Consider the following 17241-nt stretch of genomic DNA (forward strand, 5'->3'; position numbering starts at 1 on the left):
TGTTTTAGCATTTTTTCAAGCCTATTTTATGACATCTTTCATTTCTTTTTCAAAAGTGTTTTTTACCGTCCTTAAGGCTCTTTCCTCTGCTGCCTTTGCTCCTTTCTCAAAAAAGTGTGTGCCGGTCATCTTGCTTGTGCCTCGGTCAAGCATAAACCAGTAGAAAGGGTCGGTGCGGTCTCTCGTATTTTCACCTACTCTTGCCATACGTTTTCCACCAGCTCGTCTAATTCTGATTATGGTTGTTCCGCTTAATCCGTCTCGGGCTATATGCGTGCGGTGTCGGAGGTTGTTTTTTACCGTGCCTTTTTGTCTAAAATTGGTGCTTGAGCCTAAAACGGGAATATAAGGCTTCATAATGCTTTTCGCCTCTTTTGCTCCAGCATTAAGTGATTTTCTGATGGCTTTTTTCGCTTTGCTCTGAATTTCTTTCTCTTTCTTCTTCAAGGCTTGCTGTAGTTCTTTTAGTCCTGTGATTTTTACACTCATTTTAGCTTTCTCCGTTTCTCTAATAGGTTTTTAAGGGTTAGTTCAGTTTCTATAGTCGGTGTGGTTGAATGTAGCTCTTTTAGCTGCTTAATCCACACATCTAAACAGATTAATAGTTCATCTTTTGGGAATGGTTCTTCATCATTCCATAGGCTAACAAAAGTAAATAAGCCATTTTTATTTTTTAGGTAAAACTCCATCGCTTGCTTGATGATTAGCGGGTTAGTTTTCGCAAATTCGCATTTCATTAAATATCCACTCCTGTGAAGTTTTCTAGGGTTTTACGTTGTTCTTCTGTCATCTCGAAAGCAAGATCACCATATTCAAGTTGATAAGTGCCTAACGCCATTAAAAAGGCGATTGCCGGGTCGATTTTGTTCGCTGATTTCTTCTTATTCGGCTTAATGTTGGCATTGGCGTCTGATTCCATTACGACATTTGATAAAGCCCACGCTAAAATAGGGTCGCCATTGTGTTCTATCATTTGGCGATTAATGAGCACTTCGGCAGACTTCGCCACCGGGCTATAGCGTTGATAGGTTTGCGGAAAGGGTTCAACCTCCAACCCATAGCCTTGTAACTGCGTGCGTAGGTGTGTGGCGTTCCATACGTCAAAGCCGGTCATTTTGATTTCAAATTTTTCTGCGTCTTTGAAAATATCATCTCGGATTCGGTCGTAGTCGATACAGTCGCCCTTGGTAATGCGTAGCCAGCCCATACGCTCCCAGTTGCGATACATCGCTCTATTTTTGTTGGCCACATTCGCAAGTTGGTATTCGGGTATGTAGTGCCGGGTGATTATTCGTACTTTGTTTTGTTCCACCGGGAACACATAGCAAAGGCTTGTTAAGTCGTTTGTACTAGATAAATCAAGCCCCATATAGCACGCTTTACCCTGTAATTCTTCTTCGTTGTATTGCCGCTCGCACGCTTTCCAGCCCCCTTCGCCTAGCCACGGTGTAGAGCCGTTGCACCATACATTAAAGCGTTTGGTAAGCATTTCTACCCACTCGGACGGAATCCCCCTTGCTTTGGCTATGGTATTTTCAAAATCTTTGTAAGGGATGGATTTTCCTATGTTGGGATTTGCCTTGATCCAGTTTTTCGGGTCGTCAATATCGGTTTCATCGTCCAGCTCAAAAATCATTATAAAAATGCTGTCGTTCTGCTCTGAACCGTCTAAAATTTGGCAACAATAATCATAATGCTGTTTACAAGCTGAAATCGTGTTACTGCCGGCAGTGGTAATGGCAAATAGTAGCCCTTCCGGTCTTGCCCCTTGCCCTAACTCTAACGCACTATATACGCTGTTGTCGGGGTGTAAGTGGTATTCGTCCACAATCGCTAGACTTGGGTTTGTGCCTTCAATAGTAGAGGATTTAGCCGCAAGCGGTCGCATTAAGCTGTTTTTTTGCGTGTATAGCATTTTGTGCTGTTGGATAGTCAGCCGTTTATTCAGTGGCTTGCTTAAGGTTGCCATTTTCTTGGCATCATCAAAAACAATTCGGGCTTGATCTCGGCTCACTGCTGCGGTGTAAATATCCTGTTGCCCCTCTTCCATCACTAGCCACCAATTCGCCAGTATTGCCGCCACCGTGCTTTTTGCGTTCTTGCGTGCTACTTGTACATAGGCGGATCGGTATTTCCGCAAGCCACTATCTCGATATTTAAAGCCTAAAATGTTCGCAAAAATAAAGATTTGCCAGTCTGAAAGCTCAATTGATTTACCGTATAACGGACCTTTAACGTGAGGGCATAGGGCTGAAAACTTGATAAATTTCGTTACAATTTCTTCATCAAAATAGTATTCGGGGTTGTTTAGGTCTGAAAAATAACGCTCTACCGCTTGTTTTATGCGTTTACAAGCGATAATTTCGCCATTTTGTACTTGTTCTGCGTAAGTGTGCCACGGTGTCATAGTTGGTCTAGTTCGTCTGTTTCTTCGGTATCAATCGGGGTTTTACGTCTGCTTACCGGGTCAAAGCCTAATAATGAAGACATCTTGATAATGATTTTTTCAGCTTCGCTTTTAGCGGTAAGTGCCGGATTTCGGGCTTCTGTGCCTTGGCTGTTGGTAATGCTAAAGCCACGTTCTGCTATATTTTGAACCGCTTGCCGGTAAAGCGAATAATTCACGCAATAAAGTTCTAAATTGGTGTAGTCCTCGCCTGTAATATCGCCACGTTCTGCTAACATATTAATTTTACTTTTCCATTGGCTCTTAGCGATTTCGTCTAAATAATCGGGTGCTTTTGGTAACTTCTTTTTTGTCATTCGTTTAGTCCTTAAATTGTTGTGGTTGTAATCTCCTAAAATTTCAGGAGATTGAACGCTCCCCATTTTTCGGGAACGTTCCTAAAACTTCAGGAGCGTACTCGCCCATAATTTCGGGGATGTTCTCCTCAAAATTGAGGAGACTAACAAACGCAAAATTGCGTTCGCTCAATCTGCTGAATTTTCAGCTGGTTAATCTCTCCAAATTTGGGGAGATGGTAAACGCAAAACTGCGTCCACCTATATTTTCTAAAAAATTGCCGTGCGTAAAAATTTGATTAGGGGGGCGGTTCTTAGCCGTTGGCGGTTTCTTTTCAAAACTCCCCCCCCACCTGTTCGTTTTTTGTAACTCATTGATTTTAAAGCAAAGCTCAAAGTTGAGCTTCGTTCATTATTTCAACCAAACCAAAATTGGTTCGGTTACTTCTTCGCTCCATATCCTCGTTTGTCTATCTCTCTTGTCTTGTAGCTGTGGCAATCACGACATAAGGCTTGATGATTAGATTGCACCCAAAAGAGCGGATCGGCTTGTCCGTTTTCTACTGGTTTGATATGGTCTATAACCGTTGCGGGTGTATAAATTCCTTTTGCTAAGCACATCACACAAAGGGGATTTTGTGCTAAGTAGCCTTTGCGGTATTTCGTCCATCTGTGGTCGTAGCCTCGTTTAGCGGCACTCTCTCGGGTGTCTTTGGGTTTATGCTCTTCACATCGTCCAGCCTTCACACGATTACGACAACCAGGGAAAGTGCAACGCCTTAATGGTTGTAATGGCATAATCTCCCCTTAATAGATTGCCAGTTCTCTGTATGGATTCCATAAAGACTTCACCGCCATAGGTACTTCATATAATTGAACATCACTCACGGTTTCACGGTTAGCATATAAATGACCGATAAACATTAAGCAGCCCACCTTGATCCCCTGTGTGAATTTCACTGTATCGCTACTGTTATCGCTGCCAAACGTTTTCCCTATATGGTTCTCTGCCGCCTCCAGTGCTGCAGTAGAATAGAGCTCTAGTAGTTCATCATCTAAATTGTGATCTATGCGTAAGTGTTGCTTGATTTCTTCTAACTCGATTCTAGCCATTATGGGCTTCTCCCTCTTTACACATTATTTGAATTTCCTCGTGTCGTTCTTTGCTATCAATAACAGAATACACATCAAATAATTTATCGCCGTACTTAATCCGCATTTTGCGATCAACCTGTAAATCAGGCTGGTAACGTATGCGAATGCGTGTAATGTTTTCGCCTAATTGAAAAGGACCGCTAAAATATTCTCGCCCTTGTAAGGGTTCGATACTCGCCCGAATCGTTTTCACGTCTTGCCATTTACGCTTAACTGAACCAAAATTATTTGAGCCGGTAACCGCTTTCTGAATCGTTATAACTTTATCGAATTTCCCAGCTCTAACCATTCTCGCCATCTTCGCCCCCTTTTGAGTTGCCTTTCTTAACTTCAACGGTTTGCTTCCACGCTTGACTAAATTCATCACCGCCAACATAAGGCGGTAAGCCTTCACGCTTACGGGCTTCATTTGGGCTAAGGATTCCGCACTTGATCGCCACATCATAGCTACTGAAGCGTTCTTGCTGATTGGTTCGCAGTAGGTCGCTAGTATCAAATTCCACAACGTAACGCTTTTTACTGTTACTCGTTAAATCAATCATCAAGGCATCTTTTAGCTGCTGTTCAAAATTGACTAAGTGAGGGCGTAAGGTTTGCCCTAAGAACGCCCGGCTAGCTTCGCTAAAGTTCGCATAGGTTGAATGGCTGTAATCTTGAAGGAAGATAGGACTGATATTAAAAATGCGTGCTATATCTTCAATCGTGAATTTACGGCTGGCTAACCATTCCGCATCTTGGTTACTCATTCCAAGCTGTTTATATTCCATTCCACCTTCAAGAATTGGGGTTTTACCGGCATTCTTCGCACCTTGATAGCGTTTTAAGGCTTCCATCGCCTTTTGTCCTTTGCTTTGGTCGAACCATTCCGCCGTTGTAACAATACCGCCAGCCATCAAGCCGTTTTTCATTACGCTTGAACCGTGTTTCTGTTGAGCCAATCCCAGCCCCACCGCTTCACGGCAAACAGTAATAGGCGAACGCCCCATAAAGCCATCGTTTGAAGCGTGTCTCAAGTGTAGAATTTCATCTTGAAAGTAGTTTCTTACTTTGCCATTCAAGTCGGTAATTTGATAAAAATAATCGCCTGTAATGGCTCTTTGAACATTTACCGAATAAGGTGGGTAAGGGGTTAAAGTTTCAGGTTGCCCTTTGCTATTCCAGCCAATAACCGCATAAGCATTTCCATTCAAAAGAACGTGCCTCATCATCACTTCTTTGAATTGGTAAGGGGTTTGATTTCGGTTAGGCATTTCATTAAGCAAGTATTCAACGCTATGATTCTCAATGCGTTTACGCCCCTCCGCATTGACCTCAAACAGATAGCAAGGCATAGCCGCCACCGCTTGAGCAATCACATTCACGGCATTAAGGACGGCTGGCAATGATTCCGCATTGTAAGGGCTAACATATTCGCCCGCTCCTGTGTTAGCTACTCCCATATTGGCGATCAAGTCATCAATGGTCAGGCTTCGGGTCTCAGATTTCTTTTTAAATAGTCCGAACATTTAAGCCCCCAAAATATGAAGCCATTTATGGCGGTTATCATCTTGCCAATTTGAAGAATCTTTACCTTTTGCTACCGCTTGTGAACGTTTTAAAATTTCTAGGCTAGAATCAGGGTAAGCAGGAATGCTTGTAACTGTAATTTCAACCAGCTCCGCTTGTAATACTGTTCTAGTATTTGGCTCAACACTAAAATCCCATTCGTTCTTAATAGTACGGAATCCAAAAGACATTCCGCTAATATCGCCACGCTCTACACTAACTAATAAATCTCGCCCTGTTTGAGTATCAGGCGGTAATAATTCAAAACGTAAGCCAATATTATCTTCTTCAAGCGTAAGTGTACCGCTTGAGGTTCTGCCTAACAGTTTCGTGTGGTCGTGTTCAAATAACGCCCTTACATCTTTCCCACTTTTTAACGATTCAGCGAACGCATTTGGGGCGAACCGTTCTATATACTCTCCCCATAAAATTTCGCTATCTTTGTTCCATTGCACCACATAACCGACTAATTTTTGACTTTCTTTATCTGCGGAGAGTGTGGCGGATCGAATTTCTAAATCTGTCATTATTTCCACCTTTAAAACAACAAAAGGGGCGAATGCTGCCCCTTATGTTTTATTGCTTAGGCTTTCGCTTCAAGCACTTTGATAGCGTTAGAATCTACAACGCCACCGCCAAGGTATTTATCAGTGTGAACCTTATAGAAGCCCGGTTCGGTGATTGAATCCGGTTTGGTGCGTGTGCCTGTTGTATGATCTACAATGGTATAACCACGTTTGAAATCGCCCACCGCTAAGAATGGATTAGTTTCTGTCGCATTTGGCATTGTTTCTAAGTAGTAAACTGGTAAACCTAAAAGCGTGCTAGGACTGCCAGCTTGTAAACCATCACGCCAGATATAATCGCCATTTTTATTTTTGATTTTCTGTAGCGTTGCAGCCGTTTGAGAGTTCATTACCCACACCGCATTTTTACGGTATTTACTATGAAGAGAGAATAACAAGTCAATCAATACATCTGCGTCAAGTTTCGCTGGTTGCACTTCCATTTTTTGAAGTGTGCCGAATGCTCGGGCTTTGTCGTTGTCAGTTGCTCGTGGATAAGCTAAGAAGCCTCTAGCCTGTTTTGTGCCTGTACCGTTGGTTAAATCGGTTTCTTCAGTTTCCACAAAGGATTCTGAAATTTCTTCCGTCAGCCAGCCTAGAATATCAACGCCGCCAAAGTCTAAAATCTCTTGCGTTGTTTTCGGGTAAGCGTAAATATTATGAACGGCAATCGTTACTTCGTTCATTTTCGGGGTTGTGGTTTCGGTGCGTGCTTCGCCTTCACCGATATGATTTACTACCGCACCGCCTGCCGATACTAATTTTTTATATTCTTTGCCTTGAGTGAGTTTTACCACGTTAGCAATTTGTCGCATTACGGAATCATCTGTTAGGCGTTTCATCACTTGCTTATCAAGTTCAGGGATTACAGAATAGCCACCGTCTGCACCGCCATTCGTATTTGTAGCAAGTGAACGCAATTCACCTGTTTTAATCCAGTGGCGGAGTTCGTCATCACTGACTTTTACGGCTGCGGTTTCGACTTGTTGCCCCGGCTGGTTACGCTGTTCATCAGTAATCGCTTCATAGCGTGAAATTTCTTTCACTAGGTTTTCAGCTTGTGAGCGGAGTTCATCAAACTTAGCCCCTTCAGCTTCAGTAGTAGAACGTTTTTCTTCATCTGCTTTGGTTAAAATTGAACGCATTTCTGCTTCAATAGCCGCTTTTTGTTGGCGGAGTTCTAAAAGTTTTTTAAACATTGCTTTGTCCTTAATTCAAATAATTGATGTTGTAATGAATTGTGGCTGTTTTCCACGCTGATTCGTTAGCATCATAGTCATAGCTGTATTTAGCAAGCACACATTCGTCCATACTGCGGAATGTAGCTTCATTCATTACATCACTGATTTTTTGAGCCACTAAATCAAGGTCGTTTTCCGTTGAAAACATTGGTAGGTAAATGCCGATTTTCAAATAGGCGTTGCATTCGCCATCGCAAAGCGTGAGTTGGCTATATTCTGCTTCATCAATGAATACGGCGATAGCCGGTAATTCATTTTCTACATCGGTGAACACGGCTCTGCCGTTATGGAAATGTTGAATGCCTTGAATGTTACCTTGTAATAAGTCGATAACTTCTTGGCGGATTGCTTCGTTAGAAATCATAAAAAAGTCCTCTTAATTAAGAAGGCTACAATTAGCCATAGAACAATATAGGCATAATTTCAACGGAGTAAATAGGGTAAAATTTAATCGTTTAGCTACGTTTGAACACGTTAAGAGGATAATTTTTAAATGATTATTTTTTATTCAACAAAAGACAAAATGGAAGGAAATAAACGAATAATTTTATAGAAGTGATGACTGTGATGACTTAGTGATGACTTAAAAAGAAGTCATCACTATATTAATATATTGATATATAAGGGTTTATTTCAATTTAGTGATGAGGTGATGACTTGTTTTATAAAATAATTTCCTTTAAGCAAAAATAGATTGATATACTATTAAAACATATGAGAATTACACTATTTTCCTGATGTAACCAAAATTGTAACCACAATAAACAACACAATAACTAATACCTTTAAAAATCAATAAGTTAATCAATTATTCCAAGTCTCGCCCAGGCACCATTTAACTAAATTTAGCTCAACGCAGCTAAACTAAAAAGCCTTAGAAAGCCTGTAAAATCAACGTTTACAGGCTTTTTTGTTGTTTGCTCAATGGCACTAAACGTTTCATATCGCAAATTTTAAGTAGCCTAGCAAATTTTCCGCCAAATATGACCGCTTGTAATGCCGTTAGGTTATTGCCTGGCGGCCTTTTTGTTACAGCTCTTATATTTTTTACACCAAAGTTCAGAAAAAAGTCACTTTTATCACTAACATTAAGATGAAACCTTGATACAAAGCTTGGGCTTCGGTGATATTTAAAAAATATCACTTTTTTCAATAATTGTGACAAATCTCTCAGATTTTTTTATTTTTTTGTGCTTAAATCTTAATCATAAAATGCCGTTACAATTACTTGCTAGCTGGTATTTTATACATAAGATTGAACCATATAATATCTGTTCAGCTAAAAATTAGTTTTTGCACTTTATCCCCCTAATGGAGAAAATGATGAGAAAAATCAATCAGTTAATCATATCCCCATACTTTTTCCTAAGTATTTTGCCTGCTTCCGCTAACTCTGATTTTTGGAAAAGCGACCTTAATTTTAATCTCACAAATATTACCAAGCGTGTCGGAGTCGATAACTTTACCACTCCAGTAGCTGGCGAGCCTTGGGCTGGTATTGGTCCAAATGGTGAAGCTGCAGGTACTGCACCATTATATTATAGCCGTATTCCAGCTATGCAAGTTACCGAAGATAATAAATTAGTTGTTATGTTTGATTTACGCTGGAATCGTGCGTATGACCAAGATCGTATTGATCCTGGTATTGCGATTTCTTCCGATGGTGGCCATACTTGGACGAAGAAAACCGCTTGGTCTTTTGATAGAACTAATCACCCAGCACGTCGTTCAATGGATCCAACTTTATTACATAATCCTATTGATAATAGTTTATATGTCATGCACGGAACTTGGTCTATGTCGGATCAACAATGGTATGGTGGGCGTGTTCCTCACTTTAATAGTGGCAGCTGGGCAGCTACCATTTATAAATCTACTGATGGCGGTTTAAATTGGGAGAAAAATACTGAGTTTAGTAAATTCAGCAATTTAGACGTATTTTCTAAAGTCACCAAAAATGGAAAACCTACCTTAGGCTTTTTAGGCGGGGTCGGATCTGGAATTGTAATGCAAGATGGTACGTTGGTTTTCCCAATTCAAACCGCACATCAAAATGGTATTGCCACCACTATTATGTATTCTAAGGATAATGGGAAAACTTGGGATATGCCAGAAATTGACAACCCAGTTGCACCGAACCAAAGTTCTTTAGAAAATATGGTGTTTGAACTCGAACCCGGTAAGCTGGTGATGACTGGACGAGGAAACAGTCGCTGGGCATACTCTTCTACTGATATGGGTAAAACCTGGGAATTATTTACTCCAACTAATGGATTATTACCAACTAGCTCACAACCAACTCAAGGCTCTTCTATCTATGTAACACTACCAAATGGTCGAAAAGTGCTGCTAATCTCTAAACCAGATGGAAAGAATGACGGGTGGAAAAGGGGTGATATTACACTTTGGATGCTAGATGCAAAAGATCCATCGCACAAACACAAGGTGCATATTATTCGTCCAGGTTCAGGTAATGCCGCTGGTGCTGGTTATTCCTCTTTAGCCTATAAAGAAGGGAATTTATTTGTTGCTTTTGAAAACGATGGTGATATTTCAGTAAAAAATTTAACTGAACATATTGCTGAAATGGAAGCAAAAGCTATCGAATGGGGATTACCAGATGAACTTACTCCTGCTTTGGATAAAATCAATGCACTGCCTTATCTCAATAAAGCTCAAAAAGAGACACTAGTCGAAAAAATGCGTCGTGCTAATGATACTGCGATTGCACAATCTTTTGTGATTAACAAAGAAATGTATAATCTGAAAAACAATAGTGATGAGCTGGATAAATTGGCAAAAAATATTACTAAAGCACTGCCGTCTCAACAGAATATTTATCAAAGAGCCTTAGCTTATGTGAATAAAGTCACCAATACAGCGGATACCACTTATTTAAATTATAATGGTATTATGGATACGTATGCTAATTTATATGAAAGCTATTTGGCTTTAAATACTAAATTAGACTTCACTCGCTACATCCAAAAAGCGAGAAAGTTCAATGAATATAACACAGATATTTTATATCGTAGCTTTGATAATTTCTTTGCCCATTACGACACAGGTGTAAAACACAATAATCTATCCTTAGGCTTGAATACAAAATTAAGTGCGAATTTACGTGGTGGCTTATTCTTTGAATACAGTAATAAAAATCGTAATAGCGTACAAATTGGTGCAAGAGCTAAATATGAAATGGATAATCACCAACTTTCTGGCTTCTTACGCTATCGTGGCGTAAAACATAAAGATATGCTAGCACGTAATAACAATGTTGATGGCTACCTCAATTATGCTTATCGTATTCAATTAGATGATAAATTAAGCATTAGCCCATCAGTTGGTGCTTACGTTTCACGTTCTTCTCGCTCATTAATAGATGAAGATCTTGCGATTAATAGCCGCACGGTCTATGCAAGTGATGTAGGATTGAATATCCATTATAAGCTAAATGATATTGATGCTTATATTCGTCCAAGTATAGGGTTTGTCAATGGTGATATAACTTTATCTCAATCTAATGATATGACAAACACATACAAAATAAAGGATAAAAGTAACGTGTATTCTGTCACGACAGGGTTGAAAAAACGCTTTGCAAATGGTGTGGCATTAGGGGCTGATTTCAAATTACATCGTTATGGTTCTCAAACTACTGAAAGTAATTTCGGTCTAAATGTGAGTTATAACTGGTAATACCGTAAACTGATTACGATTTAAAAGTTAGACTAGCTCAAGACTGAGTTCTATATTCCATAGAGCTCAGTCTTTTAATTTTTCTTTCTCGATAAGAATATTTTATATTTCAACCTTAATCGAGAATGTAATTAGTCGTGAAAATCTAAGTAGTGATTGAGTTTTTTTATTCAATCACTACTTTAGCAATATAATCTAAATGACGATATTTTTGGGCATAATCAATCCCATAACCCACCACAAATTCATCGGGGATCTCAAATCCCACCCATTTTACGGGCACATCAACTTCGCGGCGGCAAGGTTTATCTAATAAAGTACAAATAGCAAGTGAATTTGGCTCACGTAATTTGAGAATCTCCCCTACCTTGCTTAAGGTGAAGCCAGTATCAATAATATCTTCTACAATCAATACATCTTTACCTTGAATTTCACCATCTAAATCTTTGAGAATTTTGACATCACGGCTAGATTCTGTACTGTTTCCATAACTTGAAGCGGTTAAAAAATCCACTTCTACAGGTAGATCTAACCGCCTAACTAAATCTGCCATAAACATAAATGAACCACGCAACAATCCAACAACAACCAAATTTTGACACTGTTTTTGTTGGTAGTGCTGGTTGATTTGTTTTGCCAGCTCATTGATTCTTGCTAGCACATCCTCTTTTGAATATAACGTTTCGATATGATGATTTTGCATTGATTTCTCCAAGTAAATTTGATTTGATGACAAGCGGTTATATTTTGTAAAAATTTTGCAAATTATTCGCCAGATACTGTCATTTTTTCCAATAAAATTGAACCTGTTTGGATATTTGAGCGATGCTCAATATCATCACCAACAGCAATCAAGTTCTTATACATATCTTGTAGCTGTCCTGCAATGGTAATTTCTGCCACAGGATATTGAATTTCACCATTTTCTACCCAAAAACCGGCAGCTCCGCGTGAGTATTCGCCAGTTACGTTATTAATTGCTGAGCCAAGCATTTCAGTAACCAATAAGCCAGTGTCCATCTCCTTTAACAAAGTCTTCAATCCACCTTGACGGTTTGGTTTAACCAGCCAATTATGAATGCCACCTGCGTGCCCTGTGCTTTTTAGCCCCATTTTTCTCCCTGAATAACTTGTCATTAAATAGGTTTGTAACACCCCTTCAGTAATGATTTCACGGTTTTGCGTAATGACTCCCTCGCTATCAAAAGCAGAAGAGGCTAACTGGCGTAATAAATGGGGGCGCTCTGAAATAGCAAACCATTCGGGTAGAATTTGCTCGCCTAATTTATCTAATAAAAAACTTGATTTACGGTATAATGCCCCGCCACTAATAGCACCCGCGAGGTGTCCGATTAAACCTGTAGCAACATCATTATAGAAAATCACTGGCATTTCTGCCGTTTTAATACGCTGAGGGTTAATTCTATCTACCGCCTTCATTGCTGCTTGTTTACCTACCCATTTTGCAGGCTGCAATTTATCAAACTCACGAGAAATAGTGTATTCATAATCACGCTCAAGTTGGTCTTCATAAGCTGAAATCAGACTACAAGAAAGCGAATAACGGCTAGATAGATAACTTTGCAACATTCCGTGCGTGTTGCCATAAACCCTCACACCGCTATGCGAATTAAACGCTGCTCCCTCGCTATTTACAATTTTATCATCGGCGTTTAAACCATAATGTTCCGCCTCAATCGCTAATGCTATTGCTTGATCAACGGAAATATCCGCTTGATGATAAAGTTCGAGATCAGGGGCTTCAAATGCTAACATTTCTTTATCTGCCAGCCCTGTGCAATCATCTTCGGAGGTATATTTTGCAATAGCTAATGCTGCTTCTACGGTTTTTTGGATAGAGGCGTATTGTAAATCAGAGGTTGAGGCATTGCCTTTTCGTTTTCCTAAATATACAGAAATACCAAGAGATCCATCATTATTAAATTCTATATTTTCAACCTGCTCTAATCGGCTTGAAACCGAAAGCCCCATCACTTTAGTCACGCCAACTTCCGCTTCTGCTCCTGCCTTTTTTGCAAAATTTAATGCAAATTCAACCGCTTGTCGTAGTTCTTGCTCTTGCTGTTGTAAAATTTGTTTATCTGTAATCGACATTCTTGTTCCATCTTATTGATTTCAACGATTCATATATTCTAACCCAAATTTCTGTTAGAATACGGCATTTTTTATAGTTTGCACGAAAAAGGACGCACAATGGCTAGAAAACGTAGCAAAAATGAGATTGATTGGACAGATGACGAAGAAGAGATTATCTGGGTCAGTAAAAGTGAAATTAAACGAGATTCCGAGCATTTAAAAAAAATTGGGGCAGAATTAATTGAATTAACACCACAAAATCTAGAAAAAATCCCGCTTGATGACACACTTAAAGAAGCCATTCGCCAAGCTCAAAGCTTTAAAATGGAAGCACGCCGTCGTCAAATTCAATTTATTGGAAAGTTATTGCGAAATCAAGATCCTAATCCCATTCAAGAAGCATTAGACAAAGTAAAAAATCGCCATAACCAGCAACAGGCATTGTTGCATAAATTAGAACTGGTGCGTGATCAGCTAATTGCAATGGGCGATCCTTCGCTAGATAATCTGTTAAATGAATACCCTCATTTAGATCGCCAACATTTACGTAATTTAATTCGTGGCGCAATTAAAGAGCGTGAAGCGAATAAACCAGCAAAAAATTATCGTGAAATTTATCAATATTTAAAAGCTGAAATTGCGGAGTAATTAAAATGGAATATCTATCAATAATACTTAAAGCTCACTTTGGATTAGCCTACATTAGCTTAGTGCTCTTATTAGTGCGTGGTTTTTTAGCAGCAAAGGCGGTTAATTGGAGACAATACACAATATTACGTATTGCACCACATATTGTAGATACAATTTTATTAATAACGGGGATTGCAGCGGTTATTATTTTCCTCTCGTATGAATTTTTTACCTTAGCCCAATTTAGCTGGTTGTTGCCTAAAATATTATTTTTAGTGTTATACATTATTTTTGCAACCAAAGCCTTCAAAAAAGGGCATCCATTTTCATTAAAGTTCTATTTGCTTTCAGTTTTCTCATTTATGATGATTATGCTTATCGCAAGCTTTAAATAGAATGATGATCATTTAAGGTAGCACAACAATTTTAGGTAAGTTAATGATGAAAAAACGTATTATTGTTGGTATTAGTGGTGCAAGTGGTTTTCAATATGGTTATAAAGTGCTTGAGTTACTCCACCCTTTTGAAGACATAGAAACCCACTTAGTCATCACAAAAGGGGCAGAGCTTACTCGAACACTTGAAACAAATTATGAGCGAGAAGCTCTACACCACTTAGCTGATGAAATACACGCCATTCAAAACGTGGGGGCGAGTATTGCAAGTGGTTCGTTTAAAACCATAGGAATGATTGTTGCACCTTGCTCAATGCGAACGCTGGCCTCTATTGCCAATGGGTTTAGCGATAATCTTCTTACTCGAGCCGCTGATGTGGTATTAAAAGAACGCCGAAAATTGGTACTGATGGTAAGAGAAGCCCCTTTTAATCTTGTACACATTGATAATATGCGGAAAGTAACTGAAATGGGCGGCATTATTTTCCCCCCGATTCCCGCTTTTTATCAAAAACCAACCAGCCTTGATGAAATGGTAACCCATAGCGTTGCTCACGCCCTTTCATTACTGGATATTGAAATTCCCAATATACCTCATTGGGGCGAATAAGTTATAAAAATGAATTCGCTAATTCCCCAAGAGATCGCCGATTTTATCCGCTCAAATCACGTTGTGAGTTTTGCTACTCATACTCAAGATGATTTCTGGGCAGCAAATTGTTTTTATGCCTTTGATGAAGAAAATGCTCGTTTAATTATCTTAACCGCAAAAAAAACCAGACACGCACAAATTATGCTAGAAAATCCATACATTGTTGGCACAATTTGCGGGCAAACTGAAAAAATAAAAGATATTGAGGGCGTGCAATTTTCTGCAACTACGAAATGTTTAGAAGACAAAGCAGCCAAAAAAATCGCTTTGCAAATTTATTATGAAAAACACCCGCTTGCACGGTTTAAACCGAGTGATGTATGGGAAATAGGCTTTAGCACAATCAAGCACACAGGCAATAAAGTAATCTTTGCGAAAAAGACTATTTGGGAAAAAGAATAAATCAAACTTATTTGGTAAAATTTACTCGGTTTTCGACCGCTTGCTCAATAATCTCTACAATCCAACTTTGCTCCTGGGCAAGCAGTTCAAAATCAGCAAGACTACTCTGCTTGTTGAGTAAAATTGTTAAGTAATCGCCCTTTTTAAGATCGGTCATCGCTTTTTTAGCCATAAACAAAGGTAACGGGCAGCTATAGCCTGTTAAATCTAAAGAATATTTCATTGCATTGATACACAAAAGGCGAACTTAAAGTTCGCCTTATTCGTTGAAATTATAATTTACGGCGATCCGCCATAATCTTACCCATTGCTGATAGCTTTTCTTCTGCTAAATGCTCTCGCCCTAACTCAAAAAGCGGCTCTTCAATGGCAATATGCACATCATAGCCTGCCACAAAAGCCTTAATAAGATCTCTATCAACATTCTCTCGTTTGCCTTTAAGTAAATCTTCTAGCTGTACAGATAAATCGTCCCAATTCTTATGCAAATGAACGTGCTGGCTCTCTAGTTCATCAACATTAGCTTGTGCTTGCGGCTGCACTTTAATCAACTCTGGAAAGAAATCATCTTCTTCATCTTGGTGATGAAGCGGAGCTGAAATATTGAAATAATTTAAAATCTGCTGAACATCATTTTTTACTGCCTGATTGATACCATTCTTTTCAAGGTAATCTGGCAAAATTTGTAACTGTTTGCAAAAGTTTTTCACTTTTCTATGGCAGGCATATAACATATCAATAGGTTCAGCCCAGCTTGCAAACTCTTGTGGTTCAAGTTGTTGCATATAAAACTCCTGATTATTTCTGATTGTTTACTTCAGATTGTAAAGGGGGTACTTCTTTACCTATTCGAGCATAAAATTCAATCACAAAATCATCAAAGCGATCATCTTCAATCGCTTGGCGAATTTCCGCCATTAAACGTTGATAATAACGTAAATTATGAATGGTATTTAATCTTGCACCTAAAATTTCACCACATTTATCTAAATGATATAAATAGGCTTTAGTATAATTCTTACAAGTGTAGCAATCACATTCAGCGTCAAGTGGTGTAGTATCTTCACGATATTTCGCATTACGGATTTTCACAATACCATTCGTTACAAATAAATGACCATTACGAGCATTACGGGTTGGCATTACGCAATCAAACATATCAATACCACGGCGAACGCCTTCTACTAAATCTTCAGGCTTTCCCACCCCCATTAAATAGCGGGGTTTATCTGCAGGAATTTGTGGGCAAACATATTCTAAAATGCGGTGCATATCTTCTTTTGGCTCACCAACTGCCAACCCACCTACTGCATAACCATCAAAACCGATTTCGACTAATTTTTCCACTGAGACTTTACGCAATTCCTCATACACACCACCTTGAATAATACCAAAGAGTGCATTTGGATTTTCTAATTCATCGAAACGATTACGACTGCGTTTTGCCCAACGTAGCGACATTTCCATTGATTGCTTTGCGTAATCAAAGGTCGCCGGGTAAGGCGTACACTCATCAAAAATCATAACAATATCCGAGCCAAGATCGTATTGAATCTCCATTGATTTCTCTGGAGAAAGAAAAATTTTCTCGCCACTAATTGGATTTTGGAAAGTCACGCCTTCTTCTTTTATTTTACGCAATTTACCTAAACTAAATACTTGGAACCCCCCTGAATCGGTTAGAATCGGTCCGTGCCATTGCATAAAGTCGTGTAAATCACCATGCATTTTCATAATTTCTTGACCTGGACGCAGCCAAAGGTGAAAAGTGTTACCCAACAGAATTTGAGCACCAGTTGCAGCCACTTCTTCAGGCGTCATTCCTTTTACTGTGCCGTATGTTCCTACAGGCATAAATGCAGGGGTTTCAACGTGAAACTCCCCTTTCGGGCGATTGAATGTTAAACGCCCACGACGTGCGTTACCGCTGGTTTTCTTTAATTCGTACTTCATTTCTATCCACAAATAAACAGTTCGTGAAAGCGGTCAAAAACCGCTAAAAATTTACAATTTAAATATTAGAATCTCAGACCTGTGCCAACGCCCAAGCCGATTCCAACTCCATTTGAGCCACCGCCAGCTCCTATGCTTCCATCAACACCTGTTGATGAACAAGC

Annotated in this window: 21 protein-coding genes; 5 read left to right on the plus strand and 16 right to left on the minus strand. The window is 39.4% G+C overall.

Going from position 1 to position 17241, the window contains the following annotated elements:
• Positions 1 to 21: 21 nt before the first annotated feature.
• From HV560_RS07800 to gpU, 11 genes are all read right to left on the minus strand, one after another.
• On the minus strand, positions 22 to 489 hold the full coding sequence (locus HV560_RS07800) for an HK97-gp10 family putative phage morphogenesis protein (protein ID WP_176812590.1): 468 nt from the start codon (positions 487 to 489) through the stop codon (positions 22 to 24).
• On the minus strand, positions 486 to 737 hold the full coding sequence (locus HV560_RS07805) for a hypothetical protein (RefSeq protein WP_138316992.1): 252 nt from the start codon (positions 735 to 737) through the stop codon (positions 486 to 488). Before HV560_RS07805 ends, HV560_RS07800 begins: the two co-directional genes overlap by 4 nt.
• A complete protein-coding gene (locus tag HV560_RS07810; protein WP_176812591.1) occupies positions 737 to 2407 on the minus strand; it encodes a terminase large subunit in 1671 nt (556 codons plus the stop codon). Before HV560_RS07810 ends, HV560_RS07805 begins: the two co-directional genes overlap by 1 nt.
• Complete coding sequence (locus HV560_RS07815; protein WP_161667893.1) at positions 2404 to 2763, minus strand: phage terminase small subunit P27 family; 360 nt, start codon at positions 2761 to 2763, stop codon at positions 2404 to 2406. Before HV560_RS07815 ends, HV560_RS07810 begins: the two co-directional genes overlap by 4 nt.
• Positions 2764 to 3183: 420 nt before the next feature.
• On the minus strand, positions 3184 to 3540 hold the full coding sequence (locus tag HV560_RS07820) for an HNH endonuclease (protein WP_176812592.1): 357 nt from the start codon (positions 3538 to 3540) through the stop codon (positions 3184 to 3186).
• 9 nt (positions 3541 to 3549) lie between these two features.
• Positions 3550 to 3855, minus strand: coding sequence for a head-tail connector protein (locus tag HV560_RS07825; protein WP_176812593.1), 306 nt, complete (start codon positions 3853 to 3855; stop codon positions 3550 to 3552).
• A complete protein-coding gene (locus HV560_RS07830) occupies positions 3848 to 4195 on the minus strand; it encodes a phage head closure protein (RefSeq protein ID WP_176812594.1) in 348 nt (115 codons plus the stop codon). The genes HV560_RS07825 and HV560_RS07830 overlap by 8 nt, the downstream gene beginning before the upstream one ends.
• Positions 4179 to 5402, minus strand: a complete 1224-nt coding sequence (locus HV560_RS07835; RefSeq protein WP_176812595.1) for a phage portal protein — start codon at positions 5400 to 5402, stop codon at positions 4179 to 4181. The genes HV560_RS07830 and HV560_RS07835 overlap by 17 nt, the downstream gene beginning before the upstream one ends.
• Positions 5403 to 5969: an HK97 family phage prohead protease gene (locus HV560_RS07840; RefSeq protein ID WP_371739894.1), complete on the minus strand. Its 567-nt coding sequence runs from the start codon at positions 5967 to 5969 to the stop codon at positions 5403 to 5405.
• Positions 5970 to 6025: 56 nt separating this feature from the next.
• Positions 6026 to 7207 carry a phage major capsid protein gene (locus HV560_RS07845; protein ID WP_176812596.1) on the minus strand — a complete coding sequence of 394 codons (1182 nt, stop codon included), beginning with the start codon at positions 7205 to 7207 and terminating at the stop codon, positions 6026 to 6028.
• A gap of 10 nt (positions 7208 to 7217) precedes the next feature.
• The gene (gpU, locus tag HV560_RS07850) at positions 7218 to 7613 is read right to left on the minus strand and encodes a phage tail terminator protein (RefSeq protein ID WP_176810006.1); all 396 of its coding nucleotides are present in this window, start codon (positions 7611 to 7613) and stop codon (positions 7218 to 7220) included.
• A gap of 947 nt (positions 7614 to 8560) precedes the next feature.
• On the opposite strand from gpU, the gene HV560_RS07855 reads away from it, so the two are divergent.
• Complete coding sequence (locus tag HV560_RS07855; protein WP_176812597.1) at positions 8561 to 10948, plus strand: exo-alpha-sialidase; 2388 nt, start codon at positions 8561 to 8563, stop codon at positions 10946 to 10948.
• 166 nt (positions 10949 to 11114) lie between these two features.
• Here the strand turns inward: HV560_RS07855 and hpt are convergent, their stop codons facing one another.
• Together hpt and pmbA are read right to left on the minus strand one after the other, a co-directional pair.
• Positions 11115 to 11651, minus strand: a complete 537-nt coding sequence (gene hpt / locus HV560_RS07860) for a hypoxanthine phosphoribosyltransferase (RefSeq protein WP_159630006.1) — start codon at positions 11649 to 11651, stop codon at positions 11115 to 11117.
• A gap of 62 nt (positions 11652 to 11713) precedes the next feature.
• Positions 11714 to 13063, minus strand: coding sequence for a metalloprotease PmbA (pmbA, locus tag HV560_RS07865; RefSeq protein WP_176810007.1), 1350 nt, complete (start codon positions 13061 to 13063; stop codon positions 11714 to 11716).
• A gap of 99 nt (positions 13064 to 13162) precedes the next feature.
• Here pmbA and yjgA point away from each other — a divergent pair, with 99 nt between their 5' ends.
• The 4 genes from yjgA to HV560_RS07885 are packed head-to-tail and all read left to right on the plus strand — an operon-like array spanning position 13163 to position 15124.
• Positions 13163 to 13693 (plus strand): ribosome biogenesis factor YjgA, encoded by a 531-nt coding sequence (yjgA, locus tag HV560_RS07870; RefSeq protein ID WP_159630002.1) that lies wholly within the window; start codon positions 13163 to 13165, stop codon positions 13691 to 13693.
• 5 nt (positions 13694 to 13698) lie between these two features.
• Positions 13699 to 14070, plus strand: a complete 372-nt coding sequence (locus HV560_RS07875) for a SirB2 family protein (RefSeq protein WP_176808512.1) — start codon at positions 13699 to 13701, stop codon at positions 14068 to 14070.
• A 46-nt stretch (positions 14071 to 14116) separates the two neighbouring features.
• Positions 14117 to 14680, plus strand: coding sequence for a UbiX family flavin prenyltransferase (locus tag HV560_RS07880; RefSeq protein WP_176810394.1), 564 nt, complete (start codon positions 14117 to 14119; stop codon positions 14678 to 14680).
• Between the two features lie 9 nt (positions 14681 to 14689).
• Complete coding sequence (locus tag HV560_RS07885; RefSeq protein WP_176808513.1) at positions 14690 to 15124, plus strand: pyridoxamine 5'-phosphate oxidase family protein; 435 nt, start codon at positions 14690 to 14692, stop codon at positions 15122 to 15124.
• A gap of 7 nt (positions 15125 to 15131) precedes the next feature.
• Here HV560_RS07885 and HV560_RS07890 read toward each other — a convergent pair whose 3' ends face one another.
• The 3 genes from HV560_RS07890 to tgt are packed head-to-tail and all read right to left on the minus strand — an operon-like array spanning position 15132 to position 17077.
• On the minus strand, positions 15132 to 15347 hold the full coding sequence (locus HV560_RS07890) for a sulfurtransferase TusA family protein (protein ID WP_176808514.1): 216 nt from the start codon (positions 15345 to 15347) through the stop codon (positions 15132 to 15134).
• A 49-nt stretch (positions 15348 to 15396) separates the two neighbouring features.
• On the minus strand, positions 15397 to 15909 hold the full coding sequence (locus HV560_RS07895; RefSeq protein WP_176808515.1) for a hemerythrin domain-containing protein: 513 nt from the start codon (positions 15907 to 15909) through the stop codon (positions 15397 to 15399).
• Positions 15910 to 15922: 13 nt separating this feature from the next.
• Positions 15923 to 17077 (minus strand): tRNA guanosine(34) transglycosylase Tgt, encoded by a 1155-nt coding sequence (tgt, locus tag HV560_RS07900; RefSeq protein ID WP_176810010.1) that lies wholly within the window; start codon positions 17075 to 17077, stop codon positions 15923 to 15925.
• Positions 17078 to 17241: the final 164 nt, after the last annotated feature.

Origin of the sequence: Mannheimia pernigra (assembly GCF_013377995.1) — a bacterium.
Classification (GTDB): domain Bacteria; phylum Pseudomonadota; class Gammaproteobacteria; order Enterobacterales; family Pasteurellaceae; genus Mannheimia; species Mannheimia pernigra.

What these genes read in the sequence shown, in the direction of transcription:
- yjgA (WP_159630002.1), top strand. Translation starts at nt 13,163, where the DNA reads ATGGCTAGAAAACGTAGCAAAAATGAGATTGATTGGACAGATGACGAA.
- gpU (WP_176810006.1), bottom strand. Translation starts at nt 7,613, where the DNA reads ATGATTTCTAACGAAGCAATCCGCCAAGAAGTTATCGACTTATTACAA.
- pmbA (WP_176810007.1), bottom strand. Translation starts at nt 13,063, where the DNA reads ATGTCGATTACAGATAAACAAATTTTACAACAGCAAGAGCAAGAACTA.
- HV560_RS07810 (WP_176812591.1), bottom strand. Translation starts at nt 2,407, where the DNA reads ATGACACCGTGGCACACTTACGCAGAACAAGTACAAAATGGCGAAATT.
- HV560_RS07835 (WP_176812595.1), bottom strand. Translation starts at nt 5,402, where the DNA reads ATGTTCGGACTATTTAAAAAGAAATCTGAGACCCGAAGCCTGACCATT.
- HV560_RS07890 (WP_176808514.1), bottom strand. Translation starts at nt 15,347, where the DNA reads ATGAAATATTCTTTAGATTTAACAGGCTATAGCTGCCCGTTACCTTTG.
- HV560_RS07825 (WP_176812593.1), bottom strand. Translation starts at nt 3,855, where the DNA reads ATGGCTAGAATCGAGTTAGAAGAAATCAAGCAACACTTACGCATAGAT.
- hpt (WP_159630006.1), bottom strand. Translation starts at nt 11,651, where the DNA reads ATGCAAAATCATCATATCGAAACGTTATATTCAAAAGAGGATGTGCTA.
- HV560_RS07880 (WP_176810394.1), top strand. Translation starts at nt 14,117, where the DNA reads ATGAAAAAACGTATTATTGTTGGTATTAGTGGTGCAAGTGGTTTTCAA.
- HV560_RS07805 (WP_138316992.1), bottom strand. Translation starts at nt 737, where the DNA reads ATGAAATGCGAATTTGCGAAAACTAACCCGCTAATCATCAAGCAAGCG.
- HV560_RS07830 (WP_176812594.1), bottom strand. Translation starts at nt 4,195, where the DNA reads ATGGCGAGAATGGTTAGAGCTGGGAAATTCGATAAAGTTATAACGATT.
- HV560_RS07800 (WP_176812590.1), bottom strand. Translation starts at nt 489, where the DNA reads ATGAGTGTAAAAATCACAGGACTAAAAGAACTACAGCAAGCCTTGAAG.
- HV560_RS07875 (WP_176808512.1), top strand. Translation starts at nt 13,699, where the DNA reads ATGGAATATCTATCAATAATACTTAAAGCTCACTTTGGATTAGCCTAC.
- HV560_RS07820 (WP_176812592.1), bottom strand. Translation starts at nt 3,540, where the DNA reads ATGCCATTACAACCATTAAGGCGTTGCACTTTCCCTGGTTGTCGTAAT.
- HV560_RS07855 (WP_176812597.1), top strand. Translation starts at nt 8,561, where the DNA reads ATGGAGAAAATGATGAGAAAAATCAATCAGTTAATCATATCCCCATAC.
- HV560_RS07815 (WP_161667893.1), bottom strand. Translation starts at nt 2,763, where the DNA reads ATGACAAAAAAGAAGTTACCAAAAGCACCCGATTATTTAGACGAAATC.
- tgt (WP_176810010.1), bottom strand. Translation starts at nt 17,077, where the DNA reads ATGAAGTACGAATTAAAGAAAACCAGCGGTAACGCACGTCGTGGGCGT.
- HV560_RS07845 (WP_176812596.1), bottom strand. Translation starts at nt 7,207, where the DNA reads ATGTTTAAAAAACTTTTAGAACTCCGCCAACAAAAAGCGGCTATTGAA.
- HV560_RS07840 (WP_371739894.1), bottom strand. Translation starts at nt 5,969, where the DNA reads ATGACAGATTTAGAAATTCGATCCGCCACACTCTCCGCAGATAAAGAA.
- HV560_RS07895 (WP_176808515.1), bottom strand. Translation starts at nt 15,909, where the DNA reads ATGCAACAACTTGAACCACAAGAGTTTGCAAGCTGGGCTGAACCTATT.
- HV560_RS07885 (WP_176808513.1), top strand. Translation starts at nt 14,690, where the DNA reads ATGAATTCGCTAATTCCCCAAGAGATCGCCGATTTTATCCGCTCAAAT.